General features: G+C 67.4%; 11 protein-coding genes. 7 read left to right on the top strand and 4 right to left on the bottom strand.

The window, feature by feature from the left end; all coding sequences use genetic code 11:
- Positions 1-13 precede the first annotated feature (13 nt).
- Complete coding sequence (locus DB354_RS06340) at positions 14-1,405, bottom strand: MFS transporter (protein ID WP_107834602.1); 1,392 nt, start codon at positions 1,403-1,405, stop codon at positions 14-16.
- A gap of 386 nt (positions 1,406-1,791) precedes the next feature.
- Between DB354_RS06340 and DB354_RS06335 the strand changes: the two genes are divergently transcribed.
- The 3 genes from DB354_RS06335 (at position 1,792) to DB354_RS06325 (ending at position 6,158) form a co-directional block, all read left to right on the top strand.
- Positions 1,792-2,691 (top strand): DMT family transporter, encoded by a 900-nt coding sequence (locus DB354_RS06335; RefSeq protein WP_233256570.1) that lies wholly within the window; start codon positions 1,792-1,794, stop codon positions 2,689-2,691.
- A 442-nt stretch (positions 2,692-3,133) separates the two neighbouring features.
- Positions 3,134-4,663 (top strand): tagaturonate reductase, encoded by a 1,530-nt coding sequence (locus tag DB354_RS06330; RefSeq protein WP_107834600.1) that lies wholly within the window; start codon positions 3,134-3,136, stop codon positions 4,661-4,663.
- A gap of 4 nt (positions 4,664-4,667) precedes the next feature.
- The gene (locus tag DB354_RS06325) at positions 4,668-6,158 is read left to right on the top strand and encodes an altronate dehydratase family protein (RefSeq protein WP_107834599.1); all 1,491 of its coding nucleotides are present in this window, start codon (positions 4,668-4,670) and stop codon (positions 6,156-6,158) included.
- An 865-nt stretch (positions 6,159-7,023) separates the two neighbouring features.
- On the opposite strand, the gene DB354_RS06315 is transcribed toward DB354_RS06325, so the two are convergent.
- Both DB354_RS06315 and DB354_RS06310 read right to left on the bottom strand, forming a co-directional pair.
- Positions 7,024-9,318 carry an ATP-dependent RecD-like DNA helicase gene (locus DB354_RS06315; protein WP_107834597.1) on the bottom strand — a complete coding sequence of 765 codons (2,295 nt, stop codon included), beginning with the start codon at positions 9,316-9,318 and terminating at the stop codon, positions 7,024-7,026.
- A gap of 138 nt (positions 9,319-9,456) precedes the next feature.
- On the bottom strand, positions 9,457-10,104 hold the full coding sequence (locus DB354_RS06310) for an HAD family hydrolase (RefSeq protein ID WP_107834596.1): 648 nt from the start codon (positions 10,102-10,104) through the stop codon (positions 9,457-9,459).
- A gap of 56 nt (positions 10,105-10,160) precedes the next feature.
- Between DB354_RS06310 and DB354_RS06305 the strand changes: the two genes are divergently transcribed.
- The 4 genes from DB354_RS06305 to DB354_RS06290 all read left to right on the top strand — a co-directional run bounded on the left by DB354_RS06305 (position 10,161) and on the right by DB354_RS06290 (position 13,880).
- The gene (locus DB354_RS06305; RefSeq protein WP_107834595.1) at positions 10,161-11,288 is read left to right on the top strand and encodes an ABC transporter permease; all 1,128 of its coding nucleotides are present in this window, start codon (positions 10,161-10,163) and stop codon (positions 11,286-11,288) included.
- A gap of 21 nt (positions 11,289-11,309) precedes the next feature.
- A complete protein-coding gene (locus DB354_RS06300; RefSeq protein ID WP_107834594.1) occupies positions 11,310-12,107 on the top strand; it encodes an ATP-binding cassette domain-containing protein in 798 nt (265 codons plus the stop codon).
- Between the two features lie 101 nt (positions 12,108-12,208).
- Complete coding sequence (locus DB354_RS06295) at positions 12,209-13,210, top strand: MlaD family protein (protein ID WP_107834593.1); 1,002 nt, start codon at positions 12,209-12,211, stop codon at positions 13,208-13,210.
- 37 nt (positions 13,211-13,247) lie between these two features.
- Positions 13,248-13,880, top strand: a complete 633-nt coding sequence (locus DB354_RS06290) for a PqiC family protein (protein ID WP_107834592.1) — start codon at positions 13,248-13,250, stop codon at positions 13,878-13,880.
- A gap of 157 nt (positions 13,881-14,037) precedes the next feature.
- Here the strand turns inward: DB354_RS06290 and DB354_RS06285 are convergent, their stop codons facing one another.
- Positions 14,038-15,261, bottom strand: coding sequence for an LL-diaminopimelate aminotransferase (locus DB354_RS06285; RefSeq protein WP_107834591.1), 1,224 nt, complete (start codon positions 15,259-15,261; stop codon positions 14,038-14,040).
- Positions 15,262-15,278 lie beyond the last annotated feature (17 nt).

Raw genomic sequence — 15,278 nt, 5'->3', positions numbered from 1 at the left:
CTGGCCTCTGGCTTCAGGCTTCTGGCTTCCGCACATTTCCCCGTGCGAGCGAGGCGAAGACGCCGATCGTGCACAGGACGGCGGACGCGATGAACACGCCGCGCATCGCTTCAAGAAATTGCGGGTGCACCGCCGGCGTGATCGCCGCGCGGCCGACCGAAACCGCCAGCACCGCCACAGTCAGGCCCATGCTCACGGTCTGACCGAGCAGCCGCATCGTGCCCAGCGTGGCGGACGCGACTCCGAGCCGCTCCTTTGGCACCGAGCTCATCACCGCATTCGTGTTGGGGGAGGAGAAGAGCCCGAACCCGATGCCGAGCACCACGAGCGTCGTGATGACCACGGCCAGCGGGGTATCGGCGTGCAGGAAGCAGAGGATGATCAGGCCAGCCACCGTGAACCCCATGCCGGCCGAGGCCATGATGCGCGGCTCGATCTTGTCCGACAGCTTGCCGGCGAACGGACTCACCCCGGCCATCGTCACCGATTGCACCAGCAGCACGCACCCGGCCTGCGCGGGATCGAAACCGCGCAGGTATTGCAGGTAGAGGCTGATCAGGAACGCGACCGTCGAGGTCGCGCTGTAGTTGATGAACGCGGACACGTTGGACCACGCGAACACCGGGTTTCCGACGAGGAAGCGCACGTCGAGCATCGGCTGCTCCATCCGGCGCTCCCAGAGCACGAAGATCACCGCCGCAGCCAGCGCCGCGCCCAGCAACCCGAGCCCCGCCGGCCGCGGCAGCGCCGATACCCCGGCCATCAGGGCGACCAGCATCGTGGCGTAGATCGCCACGCCGACATAGTCGAACGGCTTGGTGGTGCGCTCGACCACCTCGGTGCGCAGGCCCCGGCCCGCCACGATCGCGGAGGCGACACCCAGCGGCACGGTGGCGAAGAAGATGCTCTGCCAGCCGAAGTGCCGCGTGAGCAGTCCGCCCACGAACGGCCCGAGCGAGAGCCCGATATAGACGGCCGATGCGTTGAAGCCGATGACGCGGCCGCGCTGGTTGGCGGGAAACGCCGAGGTCAGGATCGCTAGGCCGGTGCCAAAAATCATCGCGGCGCTCATGCCTTGGAGAGCGCGGGCGGTGATCAGGAACACCGTCGAGTGGGCCAGCCCGCAGGCGAGCGTGGTGAGCGTGAAGCACACGGTGCCGGTGACGAACACCCGCTTGCGGCCGACGAGGTCAGCGATGCGTCCGAATGGCACCAGGCACACCGCCGAGCCGAGCATGAACGCGGCCGCCACCCAGCTGAGCTGAACGGCCGTGAGGCCGAGCTCGGCACCAATCGCTGGCAACGCGACGACGATCGAGGAGCCGAGGAACGGCGTCAGAAATGACGCCATCGTGGCGGCGATCAGCGCGGCACGCTGCTGGGTGCGATCGGCGGGCGTGAGCATGGAAGCCGGAGAGCCTGAAGCGGACGACGAACCGGCTGAAGCCGGAAGTGGGAGACCACGAAGAGGCACGAAGAGGCACGAAAAGGGACGATGGAACGAAGGCAGTGAACAGGAGGGAGCAGAGTTCGCAGAGGCCGGGCCGGAGAAAGGCAGGGTTGGCCACGAAGAGGCACGAAGAGGCAGGAAATGCAGGGACGGATCCAAGGCGGTTTGAACAGGAGGGAAGGGAGGAAACGGAGGGGATCGGTGACGTTTGGACCCAAGCTCCTTTGATTTCGGTTTTCGCGACGCGAAAACCGCGAAAACCGAATGATGCGCGGCCTTTTCACGGCGGCGCGAAACGTTAGCGTGGGCGCTTCATGTCTGTCGCACCTGCTGCCTCACCGATGCCTGAGCGCTCCTCGCGAACGCTCGCGGGCGTGCTCCTGATTGTGGGCGCGGTGCTTTGCTTCTCGTGCATGGATGCCTCGGCCAAGTGGCTCGGGCGCGTGCTCAATCCCTGGCAAACCATCGCGGTACGCTACGTCTTCAGCTTCGCGCTCACGGGGTTGTTCTTCAATCCGCTCACCCGGCCCGGCCTCATGCGCACACAGCACCTCGGATTGCAGTGCGGCCGCGCGCTGTGCGTCGTGGTGGCGACGGCGTCGGGGTGGACCGCGCTGCGTTTCATCGAGCTCACGCAACTGACGGCGATCACGTTCGCCGCGCCGCTGCTGGTTGCCCTGATGGCGGCGCCGCTGCTCGGCGAGAAGATCGGGCCGCGTCGCGTCGTGGCGGTGGCGGTCGGGTTTTGCGGCGTGCTGATTGTCACGCGTCCCTTCAGCGGCGCGATCCATCCGGCCGGGCTGCTGGCGCTGGTCGCGGCGGTGGCGAACGCGATCTACTCGATCCTCACGCGCCGGCTTGCGGCGTTCGACGCGCCCGAGACCACCATGTTCTACACGGGCCTGGTCGGCTCGGTGGTGATGCTGCCGGTCGCGCCGTTCGTGTGGGAAACGCCGACCTCGGCGCTGACCTGGGGCGTGCTCGCGGTGCTGGGCTCGTTTGGCGCGCTCGCCCACTGGCTGCTGATCCTCGCTCACCGCCACGCGCCGGCCTCGCTGCTGGCGCCCTTCTACTACGCGCAGATCCTCGGCGCCGTTGTCCTCGGGATCGCGGTCTTCGGCGAAGTGCCCGATCGCTGGACCATCACCGGCGCGCTGATCGTCACCGGCTCCGGCCTCTACCTCGTGTACCGCGAACGCGTCCGCCGGAAGCCCGTCCCGAGCTCGGACCTGCAGGCCTGAACCCGGCGTGGCGGGTGGTGGCACGCGGCGGCCTAGCATGCTTGCTTGCAGGTGAGCTGCAGGAGCGCGGCTGCGCCTATTACTGAAACGACCGCGACCAGAAGGACGCCACCGCATCCAGGCTCCCGGCAGCGCAGGAGGTCGGCGGGCTCAATTTGCCCACCTCATCCGCCACGCCGCCACCCGTCTCGATGCTCACGTTCGTAAGTGCCGATGAGCAGCGAGGTTGATACATGGGAACCTGTAAATGGTCCTAATGGCCAATCTGTAGTCCGGCTGTCCCACGACGGAGCCCCTATGCATCTTTTGGCATTCTTGTATCGGGTAGCTCGAATTTAGCCGCGCTTTAGGGCGGTCTCGGTGAATCGAAATTCATCCGCGGTGACCGTGATCTTCATGGAGCTGGACGATCACACCTCCCACGGTACCAATCCGAAAATCTATGTCCACGAGCACATCTCTCAGTCGAAACCTTCTCCGAGCTCAAAAGAAGCTCGCCCCCTCCGTTGCGCGGGGTCCGGCCGACGAGTACCCGGAACGCGTCGTGCAGTTCGGGGAGGGCAACTTCCTGCGCGCCTTCGCCGACTGGATGATCGACGAGGTAAACTCGCAACAGCTGTTCCGCAGCAACGTGCTCGTCGCCCAGCCGATCCGCCAAGGCATGGCCAGCGAGCTGAACGCGCAGGACGGCATCTACACGCTGCTCATGCGCGGCGTGCAGAACGGCAAGGTCGTCGAGGCCCGCCGCATCGTCACGGCGACCCGCCGCGCGGTGAACCCTTACGAGCAGTGGTCCGATCTCGTGAACGCATTCCGCGGCAACGATATCCGCTTCGTGCTCTCCAACACCACCGAGGCCGGCATCGCTTACGTCGCCGAGACCTACTCCCAGGGCGTCTGCCCCGAGAGCTTCCCCGCCAAGGTTGCGTCGCTCCTGTTCGAGCGCTTCAACGCGGTGAACGGCGACCCGAAGAAGGGCCTGATTTTCCTGCCGTGCGAGCTGATCGACCGCAATGGCGACAACCTCCGCCGCATCGTCCTCGAGCACGCCCAGAAGTGGGCGCTCCCGGCCGCGTTCACCACCTGGATCAAGGAGGCGAACTACTTCCTTAACACATTGGTGGACCGGATCGTCCCGGGGTATCCCCGCGCCGAGGTCGAGCAGCTCCGCAAGGACCTCGGCTATGACGACAAGCTGATCGTCGCCGCCGAGTACTTCCACCTGTGGGTCATTGAAGGGCCCAAGCACCTGGCCGACGAACTGCCGTTCACCAAGGCCGGGCTCAACGTGGTCTGGACCGACGACCTCACGCCGTACCGCACGCGCAAGGTCCGCGTGCTCAATGGCGCGCACACCTCCAGCGTGCTCGGCGCCTACCTGGCGGGCCTGGACACCGTCCGCGACATGGTCGAGGACGTGACGTTCGGCGCGTTCGTGCGCCGCGCGGTGTTCGACGAGATCCTTCCGACGGTCGCGCTGCCCGAAGCCGAGAAGCGCGCGTACGCCGAGTCGGTTCTCGAGCGTTTTCGCAACCCGTTCGTCCGCCACGAGCTGCTCTCGATCTCGCTGAACTCGGTCTCGAAGTGGAAGGTCCGCGTGCTGCCCTCGCTGCTCGATTACCAGAAGGCCAAGGGCAAGCTGCCCGTGGCACTCTCGTTCTCGCTCGCCGCGCTGATCGCGTTCTACCGCGGCACGCAGGTCACGACCAACGAGCTGCAGGGCCACCGCGACGGCAAGGCTTACCCGATCCGCGACGATGCCGCCGTGCTGGCGCACTTCTCCGCGGCCTGGCGCAAGGCCGAGCTGACCAAGAACTGGCAGGAGCTGGCCACGACCACGCTCGCCCACGCCGAGTTCTGGGGTCAGGATCTCAACCAAGTTGCCGGCCTGACCACCTTGGTCGCCCGCAGCCTCGAGACGATCGCCACGCAGGGCGCGCGCGCGGCCGTCACCGCAGCCTTGAAGAGCTAACGTAATGAAAAACCCCGTCCTCCAGATCCACCCCCGTGACAATGTCGCCGTGTCCCTGCGCAGCTTGGACGCCGGCCTGACCGTGGACGTTGCCGGCCGCTCCGTGCGGCTGGCGGCGGCGGTGCCGCCGGCGCACAAGATCGCGCTGCGGGCGATCCGCGCCGGCGAGCCGATCATCAAGTTCGGCCAGCCGATCGGGCGCGCGACGAGCGACGTGGGCGAGGGTGGCTGGGTGCACGTGCAGAACGTGCGCACCAACCTGGAGGGCGTTTTGGATTACCAGTACGCACCGGCGATCGAGCCGCTGCGTCCGATCGACGACGGCAAGACCTTCATGGGCTACCGTCGCCCGAACGGCGAGGTGGGCATCCGCAACGAGATCTGGATCATCCCGACTGTGGGCTGCGTGAACGAGATCGCGCAGACCCTCGCGCGGCAGCTCAACGCGCGGGCGCTCCCCGGCAACATCACGGGCGTCCACGCGATGTCGCATCCCTACGGCTGCTCGCAGCTCGGCGATGACCACGCCACCACGCAGCGCGTGCTGGCGGCCCTGGCGCAGCATCCGAACGCCGCGGGCGTGCTGATCATCGGCCTCGGTTGTGAGAACAACACGATGGCGAGCTTCCGGAAGCTGATCCCGGAGGCGGACTCGCCGCGGTACCGTTTCATGGTGGCCCAGGAGGTGGGCGACGAACTCGCCGCCGGCCGCAAGATGCTCGACTCGCTGATCGAGTACGCCGCGGGCTTCCACCGCGAAAAGGTCCCGGTCTCCGAGCTGCGCGTCGGCCTCAAGTGCGGCGGCTCCGACGGCTTCTCCGGCATCACCGCGAACCCGCTGGTGGGCGCGTTTTCCGACCAGCTGATCGCGCGCGGCGGCACCTCCATCCTGACCGAGGTGCCGGAGATGTTCGGCGCCGAGGCGCTGTTCATGAACCGCTGCGTCACGCGCCCGGTCTTCGATCGCTGCGTGGCGATGATCAACGGCTTCAAGGAGTACTTCCTCCGCCACGGCCAGGTCGTTTACGAGAATCCGTCACCGGGCAACAAGGACGGCGGCATCACCACGCTCGAGGAGAAGTCGCTCGGCTGCCTGCAGAAGGGCGGCACCTCGCCGGTCGTGGACATTCTCCCGTACGGCGGCCGGCTGCAGCAGCGCGGCCTGAATTTCCTCACCGGCCCGGGCAACGACATCGTGTCCGTGACCGCGCTGGCGGCGTCCGGCGCGCACCTCGTGCTCTTCACGACCGGCCGCGGCACGCCGCTCGGCGGCCCGATCCCAACGTTCAAGATCGCGACGAACAGCGACCTCGCGACGCGGAAGGAGAACTGGATCGATTTCAACGCCGGCCAGCTCCTCGAGAAGGAGACGATGGACTCGCTCGCGGCCAAGCTGCTCGACGAAGTCATCATGACCGCCAGCGGCCAGCCCGCCCGCAACGAGCTGAACGGCTTCCGCGAGATCGCGATCTTCAAGGACGGCGTGACGCTCTGAGCGCGCCGCTGAGCGCGCGCGGACGCGCGCTCAGAAAGGCTGAAGGCGGAATACTGAAAGACTGAACGCGGCGGAAATGCGGTCGGAAAGTGTCACGTATTACGTGACAACTCCGCCCTCCGCCGCGTGCGCCAACTGTCACGCATTACGTGACACTTTTCGTGGATCTCCCTCTGGCGTGCCCGCCCGAGTGTCACGTATTACGTGACACTATCCGCCGGAGCCGCGCGCGGGAATTGTCACGTAATACGTGACACTTCGCGGGGAGATAATTGTCGCCAGATCTTCGATACAGGCGTGCGCGGTGATGTTCCGCGCGAGGCTGACGAGGTCAGGGCTTGGGAACGGGAAAACTGCCAATTTGACGCCCTACCGCCGCCAGGCTCAGCATTCAGCACGGTGACGTCTGCTGGGAAGCGTTGCTCCATGATATATGAGCAATCCGGAATACACGTTTATGTTGATCGCTGCGGGCTTTGCGGGATTCGGGGGCGTTTTCGTCGTGATCGGGCTGATCTGGGCCTCTCGTCGTTTGCATAGATTGCCCATCACCCGGGCAGACTTTCAGACTCTGTCGGAGACGGCAGAATCACCGTGGAATCCGTTCGGAAAGACCGGAGCCAAGCGTTGGCGGTGGTTGATGCTAACTCTGTTTTGGGCCGTCGCCATCGCCGGGTTCGCAATGGTGAAGACGCACAATGAAAGGCTCGCAACCCGACCGTTGCCTGCAGAGTCACGGTGATCGGCTGCCGGATATGAGATCTCGCTGCCTGATCAGAGTTGGAATTCACCCGCCTGTGAGGCAGGTGACCGACCGCCGTGGGCGCTAGCGCGATCGATGCGCGGCGGGAGCCCGGGCTTGGGTTCAGCGTTTGCCGCTGACGGCCTGGAGCGTCTTTTCCTGGAGGTGGGTGAGGCGGAGTTTGGATTCGCTGTTGCGGACGGCCATCGCGTAGGCGGTCGGGTCGCCGACGATGAAGACCTTCTTCTTCCCGCGCGTGATCGCGGTGTAGATCAGGTTTCGCTGCAGCATCATGAAGTGCGCCTTCAGCAGCGGCACGACCACCACGGGATATTCGCTGCCCTGTGACTTGTGGATGCTGATCGCGTACGCGAGGGCGAGGTCGCCGAACTCCGAGCGCTCGAAGGTGTGCCGCTCGCCATCGAACTCCGCTTCCATCGTGCCGCGGTCGGCGTGCACCGCCACCACCGTCCCGATGTCACCGTTGAAGAGGTTCTTGTCGTAGTTGTTCCGGAGCTGGATGACCTTGTCGCCCGCGCGGTACTCGCCGGTGGCGGTGCGGAGTCCGGTCTCGTGGGGGTTGAGCGCGCCCTGGAGCTCGAGGTTGAAGTTGCCCACGCCGGCGGTGCCCTTGTGCATTGGGGCGAGGACCTGCACGTCGCGGATCGGGTGCGGCCATTTCAGCACGCGCGGGATGAACTCGGTGACGAGCTGGATGACCTTGCGCAGGCAGTCCTCGGCATCGAGCGCGGCGATGAAGTTGAGGTCGGACCAGACCTGCGCGCTCGCGACGTCGGGCAGGACGGTCGGCAGCATCGGGTTGCCCTCGTTGATGGCGTGGGCGGTGGTGACGATCTGGCTCTGGCCCTGCTGGCGGAAGATGACGGCGAGGCGCGTCACGGGCATCCGGCCCGCGGCGCCGCTGCCCTCGCGGTCGAGGTGGGTGGCGGCGCTGATGAGGTCCTTGAGCACATTGCCGGCGCCGACGCTGGGCAACTGGTCGGTGTCGCCCACGAGGAGAATGTGCGCGCGCGACGGGACGGCCTGCAGCAGCGCGGCGGCGAGGCGCGTGTCGAGCATCGAGGCCTCGTCGACGATGAGGAAGTCGGTGTGCAGCGGATCGCTCTCGTTGGCGGTGAACCCGCCGGCCGCGGCGTCGTAGCGGAGGAGCCGGTGGATGGTGGAGGCGAAGCCGCCGGTGGTCTCGGCGAGCCGCTGCGCAGCGCGGCCGGTGGGGGCGGCGAGGTGTACGCGGACCTTCTTGGCCTTCAGGATCTCGACGAGCGCGCGCAGGATCGTGGTTTTGCCCGTGCCGGGACCGCCGGTGAGGACGGAGAGCTTGCAGGACAGGGCGCTCTTGAGGGCGACCCGCTGAAGCTCGGCGAACGTGAAACCCGCCTTCTGCTCGGCCCACTGGACCGCCGCATCGATCTTGATGGGCGGCAGCCCGCTGCCGACGCGGAGCAGCCGCGCGACGGTGTCGGCGATCTTCTGCTCGGCCCGGTCGTTGTGCGGGAGTTGGATGAGGGCGCCGGGCGTGCCGGCCGCGCCCTGGCGAACGAGGGCCTTGTCCTGGACCTGCACGACGATGCGGGCGGCGACGAGCCGGCCCTCGGTCTCGAGGAGGTTGGCGGTGTAGTCGGCGAGGTCGGTCTCGCCGTAGGCGGTGTGGCCCTCCTCCTGGAGCGTCTCGAGGGCGAACTGGATGCCGGCGTCGATGCGCGGCGGGGCGTCGTTGGCAAAGCCCAGGTTGATGGCGATGCGGTCGGCGGTCTTGAAACCAATGCCGTCGATCTCGCGCGCCGCGCGGTAAGGCTCGCTCGTGAGCACGGTCTTGGCCTGGGCGCCGTACTGCTTCACGAGCTTCACGCACTGGGCGGGCGTGACGCCGTAGGTCTGGAGGAAGATGTAGAGCTCGCGCTCGGTGCGCTTGGAATCCCACGCCTGCTTGATGGCGGTGGCGCGCTTGCGGCCGATGCCGGCGACGTCGCGCAACCGGCCGGACTCCTCGCTCAGGATGCGGAACGTGTCGGTGCCGAAGGCGTCGACGATCTTGTTGGCGTAGACCTTGCCGATGCCGGGGACGAGGCCGCTGCCGAGGTATTTGCGAATCCCGTACACGCTGGCGGGCAGCTCGCTACGGAACGTCGCGATCTTGAACTGGGCGCCGTGCTGGGCGTGGCGCGTCCACTCGCCCGTGAGGTGGAGCGTCTCGCCGCATTCGACGCCGGGGAGCGGGCCGACGATGGTGACCGGCTCAGGCTTGGCGGGCTTGCCGGCGGCGGCGCTGGCGGGCGGGACGTCGGGGCGGAACTCCGCGATCGTGTAGTGGTTCTCCTCGTTCAGGAAAATGATCCGCTCGACGACGCCGGTGAGCGTGGCGGAGGCGGAGCTGGGACTGGGACGGGAGAAGGCCAAAGTTGGGCCGTGAGGTGAGACGGATTTCGCGGCTGAGGCAACCCGGCGGAACGCACGCGGCGCGGCGTGGCCAACGCCGGGGGCGGGCTTGCGATCTTCCCTCCCCCCCCGAGGAGCGCCGCCCGCGATGCGGCCGGGTTAACCGCGGGAGAGCGCGGCGTTGACGGCCAGCAGGTCGGGGTACACGGCTTCGGCGCCGGCGGCCTGGAGCTGGGCGGCGGTATGGGTGCCGGTGGTAACGCACCAGCAGGCGAACCCGCCGGCATGGGCAGCCTGGACGTCAAAGGGCGAATCGCCGATGAGGACCGTGGTTTCGGCGCGGGCACCGAGGGCGCGGAGCGCGTGCGCGGCGAACTCCGGCTGCGGTTTGAGCCAGGGTGTGTCCTTGGCGCCGAAGATGGCCTTGAGGTACGGGGTGGCGCCAAGGTGGGCGCAGACAGCGCGGGCATGGTCGCCGCGCTTGTTGGTGAACACTGCCAGGATGGCGCCGCGGGCCTGCTGGTCGCGGAGCAGTTCGAGGGCGCCGGGCATGAGCTTCGCGTCCTCGAGGAGGATCTCGTTGGTGTAGGCGATGTGGACCTTGACCGCCGCGGCGACGAGTTCCTCGGGCACGAAGTGGCGCATGGCGTTCTCCAGGCCCCCGCCGACGGCCCGCCGGACCTGGTCGATGGTCGGCGCCGGGCGGCCGAACTGCGGCAGCGTGTGGACGTAGGCGCGGTGGATGGTGGTGAACGCGTCCACCAGGGTGCCGTCCAGATCCAGGAGAATCGTTGCGAAGGAGGCCATGAGCGCCGGCCAGATTTGGTTTGGCGTGTGGCGGTGTCACGAGTGAAGTGGGCCCCATGCCTGCAACCGAGCCCACGACTTCCGCTCGCGCCGTGGCGCACGCCGACGGCGACGTGCTGGACGTGGCGCTGGGGGGCGACTGGCAGGTCACCGGGAAAGTTCCGAACTGGACCTCGGTGATCGACCGGCAGGCGCCACGGCGGGTGCGGCTGCGGCTGGAGGGGCTCGGCCGCTGGGATTCGTCGCTGCTGCTCTTCGTGATGCATGCGCAGGACTGGTGTCGGAATGCCGGCGCGGCGTGCGACGCGGAGGCGTTGCCGGAGGAGATCCGCACCCTGAGCGGCCAGCTGGCAACCTCGCATGAAACGCGGGCGCCGTTCGACCGCTCGGAAGGGTTCCTGGCGAACGTCGGCCGGGCGACGATCGATATCCGGCGCAACGTCGGGGAGATCTTCCACTTTGTCGGCGAGACGGTGATCAGCGCCACGCGGCTGGCGCGCAGTCCGGCGCGGTTCCGCTGGCGGGACTGGGCGTACGAGATGCAGCAGTGCGGGGCGATGGCGCTGCCGATCGTGAGCCTGATCAGTTTCTTGGTTGGCGTGACGCTGGCCTACACGGGAGCGATCGTGCTGCGGCAATACGGCGGCGACATCTACATTGCCGACCTGATCGGGCTTTCGATGGTGCGCGAAACGGGCGCAGTCATGACGGCGGTGGTGCTGGCGGGGCGGACGGGGGCGGCGTTTGCGGCGACGCTCGGCAACATGAAGGCGAACGAGGAGATCGACGCGCTGGAGACGCTCGGCATCGCGCCGGTGCAGTTTCTGGTGCTGCCGCGGCTGCTGGCGCTGGCGGTGATGATGCCGCTGCTCTCGGTGTACGCCAACGCGCTGGGCATGATCGGCGGCATGGCCGTGGCGTTGGGCATCCTGGACATCCAGCCGACGGCGTATTGGGCGGAGATGCAGACGAGCATCGACATGTCGGACCTCGCGGTCGGCGTGATCAAGGCGGTGGCATTCGGCCTGATCATCGGCCTGTCGGGCTGCCTCCGCGGCCTGCAGGCGGAACGCAGTGCGGCCGGCGTGGGCCGGGCGGCGACCTCGGCGGTGGTGACCGCGATCCTTTTCCTAGTGGTGGCGGACGCGTTGTTCGCCGTCGTATTCAACATCCTTGGGCTGTGACGCGCCTGACCTCCTGACGACATGAGCACGCCGCCCAATCCTCCCGCCGTTCCGGCGATCCAGGTGAACCAGCTCACGGCCGGTTACGACGGGCGTGTCGTGCTGCAGGATGTGAGCTTTGCGGTCCAGCCGGGCGAGGTGTTCTTCATCATCGGCGGGTCGGGCTGCGGGAAGAGCACGCTGTTGCGGCACATGATCGGGCTGCATCCGCTGCGCGGCGGCGACGTGACCTTCTTCGGCGATTCCTTCACGCAGGCGGATGCGGCAACGCGGCGGGCGCGGCTGAAGACCTTTGGCGTGCTGTTCCAGAGCGGCGCGCTGTGGTCGTCGCTCACGCTGCGGCAGAACGTGGCGCTGCCGCTGGAGGAGTACACGACGCTCTCGCGGCGGGAGATCGACGACCTGGCGAGTTTCAAGCTCGGGCAGGTGGGGCTGGGCGGGTTCGAGGACTACTTCCCGGCGGAGATCAGCGGCGGCATGAAGAAGCGCGCGGGGCTGGCGCGGGCGCTGGCGCTGGACCCGGCGATCGTGTTTTTCGACGAACCCTCGGCGGGACTCGATCCGGTGACCTCGCGAAAGATGGACGAACTTATCCTGCAGGTGCGCGACACGTTTGGGACGACCATCGTGGTGGTGTCGCACGAGCTGCAGTCGATCTACGGGATCGCCGACCGCGTGATCATGCTGGACCGGGAGGCGAAAGGGATCATCGCGCAGGGTCGGCCACGGGAACTCGTGGCGACGTCGCGCGATCCGAGGGTGACCGAGTTTCTGCGCTTTGCGCTGCCGGAGACGGCGGCGGGGAAAGGCGCGAGTTGAGTTCCACCTGAAACATTGAGAAGCTGCTGCCGACACATGACCCAGATGAACCCAAAGAACCCCGCGCGACGGGGTGTCCGGCTCGTGGGGAGCGAACACCAATGAAGACGAAAGTGAGTCCATCCGTGGTGGGCGCCTTCGTCATCGGGGCGTTTGCGCTGGGCATCATCGCGCTGCTGGCGTTTGGCGGGGTGAATTTCTTCTCCAAGCCGCAGCGGTTCGTCGTGTACTTCGACGAATCGGTGCACGGCCTTGAGCAAGGCTCGCCGGTGAAGCTCGGCGGCGTTCGCGTGGGCCGGGTGGTGGCGCTGAACATCCGCTACGATGAGAAGGCAAACCGCTCGGCGACGGCGGTCACGTGCGAGCTGAATCGGGACACGATGACGGACTTTCGCGGCGTGAACATCGACGTGTCGAACCGCGACCAGCTGCAGGGGCTCGTCGACCGCGGCCTGCGCGCGCAGTTGTCGGTCGCGGGCCTGGCGACGGGCCTGCTGTACGTGGAACTCGATTTCCTGAACCCGCGGCAGTTCCCGGCGCCGATCCGGCCCGAGGCCAACCGGCTGGTGGTGGTGCCGGCGGTGCCCTCGGCCATTGCCGGATTCCAGGCGAGCCTGACAGAGATCATGACGAACCTGAAGAACATCGACTTCGCGGGTCTCTCCCGCGGGCTGACGGCGCTGATGGCGGACGTGCGCACGCGGCTCGATGCGCTGGATCTCAAGGGCACGGTGGACCAGTGGAAGCGGACGGGCGCGCAGATCGAGAACCTGGCGAAGGGCGACGAGTTCAAGCGCACGCTGGAGAACCTGAACCAGGCGGTGGCGGACCTGCGCGGGACGATCGCACGGATCGACGGGCAGGTGGAGCCGACGGGCAAGGAGCTGCGCGAGACGCTGGCGGAGGCGAAGCGCACGATCGCGTCCTTCAACACCACGGCGGCGACGGCGCAGAAATTCCTGAGCCGCAATGCGGCGGTGGGTGACGAGCTGGGCACGACGCTGCAGCACTTGAACGAGGCGGCGGAGTCGGTGAAGCGGCTGGCCGATTTCCTCGAACGCAATCCGAACGCGCTCCTCACGGGCAAGAAGCCGCCGGAGTGAGCGTGGTGGTCGCGGCTCCCCCCTTTTCCTTTTCCGGATGAAATCGCATCTCTCCCTCCGTCTTCCGGTCGTGGTGGCCGCGCTTGGGCTGGCCGCCAGCGCGGCGTCGCTCACGGGCTGCCTGGGCCTGCCGCAGGCGCAGACTGATCCGACGCGCACGTACGTGTTGTCGCTCGGCACGGCACCGGCGATGGCGAACGCCTCGACCCGCGTGGTGCGGCTGCGGCCGGTGGAGCTGCCGAGCTACCTGCGGACGCGGAGTCTGGTGGTGCGGCGCGGGGACAACGAGATCCAGCTGCGCGATTTCGCGCGCTGGGGTGAGCCGCTGGAGCTCGGGATCGCGCGTGTGCTGCGGGAGGATCTGCTGGCGCGTGGCGGCGCACGGACGGTGCAGAGCGGGCTCTTGCCGGCGCCGGCGGGCGAGGAACCAAATTTCGAGCTGACCGTGCGCGTGCTGGCCTGCGAAGGCCTGGCGGACGGCCGCGTGGCGTTTCGCGCCGCGTGGGAGCTGAGCCCGGTCGACGCGACCGCGGGCGCGGCGGTGAGCCGCGGGGACTTCCAGGCGGCGGAGCTGAAATGGAGCGCGGACAACGAAGCCACGCTGGCCGCGGCGGTGAGCCGCGGGGTGGACGGGCTGGCGGCCGAGATCGCAGCGGCGCTGGCGCGGTAGCGCGGCGCTGAGAGGCAACTGGATTTGGCGCGGGCCGGAGACGCGTTGCGTAGATCGGCGCGGAACGGCTGCGGCGCGACGGCTCGCGCACGCGACCGCCGTGCGGAAAGGAAACGCGTTGGCCGCCGGCGAAGTCCGGGAGCGGGCGCGCCGCCGGTTACTTCAGGGCGGCGGCGATGCGGGCGAGGGCGGCCTCGACGTTCTCGCGGGAGTTGAACGCGCTGATGCGGACATGGCCCTCGCCGCACTTGCCGAAGCCGGCGCCCGGGGTGCAGACGACCTGCGCGCGGTTGAGCAGGAGGTCGAAGAACTCCCACGAATCGCGGCCGGTGTTGACCCACAGGTAGGGGGCGTTGTCGCCGCCCATGCAGGAGAAGCCGAGCCGGGTCATGGCCTCGCGGATCAGCTTCGCGTTGCCGAGGTAGAAATCGATGAGGTCGCGGGTCTGCTGCTTGCCGGCGTCGGTATAGATCGCGGCGGCGGCCTTCTGGATCGGGTAGGCCACGCCGTTGAACTTGGTGGTGTGGCGACGATTCCAGAGGGCGTGGAGCGGGTGGGCGTTGCCGGCGGCGTCGTAGGCGACGAGCGACTTCGGGATGACGGTGTAGGCGCAGCGGGTACCGGTGAACCCGGCGGTCTTGGAGAAGCTGCGGAGCTCGATCGCGACCTCCCGGGCGCCCTCGATCTCGTAGATGGAGTGAGGAATCTGCGGGTCGCGGATGAAGGCCTCGTAGGCCGAGTCGAAGAGGATGACGGCCTTGTGCTGGCGCGCGTACTGCACCCACTCGGTGAGCTGAGCGCGGGTGGCGACGGCGCCGGTCGGGTTGTTGGGGAAGCAGAGATAGATCAGGTCGGTCGCGACCTTGGGAACGGACGGCACGTAGCCGTTGGCCGGGGTGCTCTCGAGGTAGGTGATGCCCTCGTACCGGCCGTCGACGTTGGGACCGGTGCGGCCGGCCATCACGTTGGTATCCACATAGACCGGATACACGGGATCGGGGATGGCGAGGCGGACGTCCTGGGCGAAGATTTCCTGGATGTTGCCGCAGTCGCACTTGGCGCCATCGGAGACGAAGATCTCGTCGGCGGCGATGGGGCAGCCGCGGGCGGCGTAGTCGTGCTGGGCGATAGCGTCGCGCAGGAACGCGTAGCCCTGCTCGGGACCGTAGCCCTTGAAGGTGCTGCGGTGGCCCATTTCGTCGGACGCCTGATGAAGGGCTTCAATGCAGACGGGTGGCAACGGTTCGGTGACGTCGCCGATGCCCAACCGGATCACGGATTTGCCGGGATTCGCCGCGACGTAGGCGTTCACGCGCTTGGCGATGTCGCTGAAAAGGTAGGAAGCCTTCAGCTTGGAGTAGTTCTCGTTGATCCGAATCATGGGTGTAAACGGGCTGT

The organism is Opitutus sp. ER46, assembly GCF_003054705.1.
Taxonomy (GTDB): Bacteria; Verrucomicrobiota; Verrucomicrobiia; order Opitutales; family Opitutaceae; genus ER46.
This window is presented reverse-complemented; position numbering and strand designations above follow the sequence as displayed.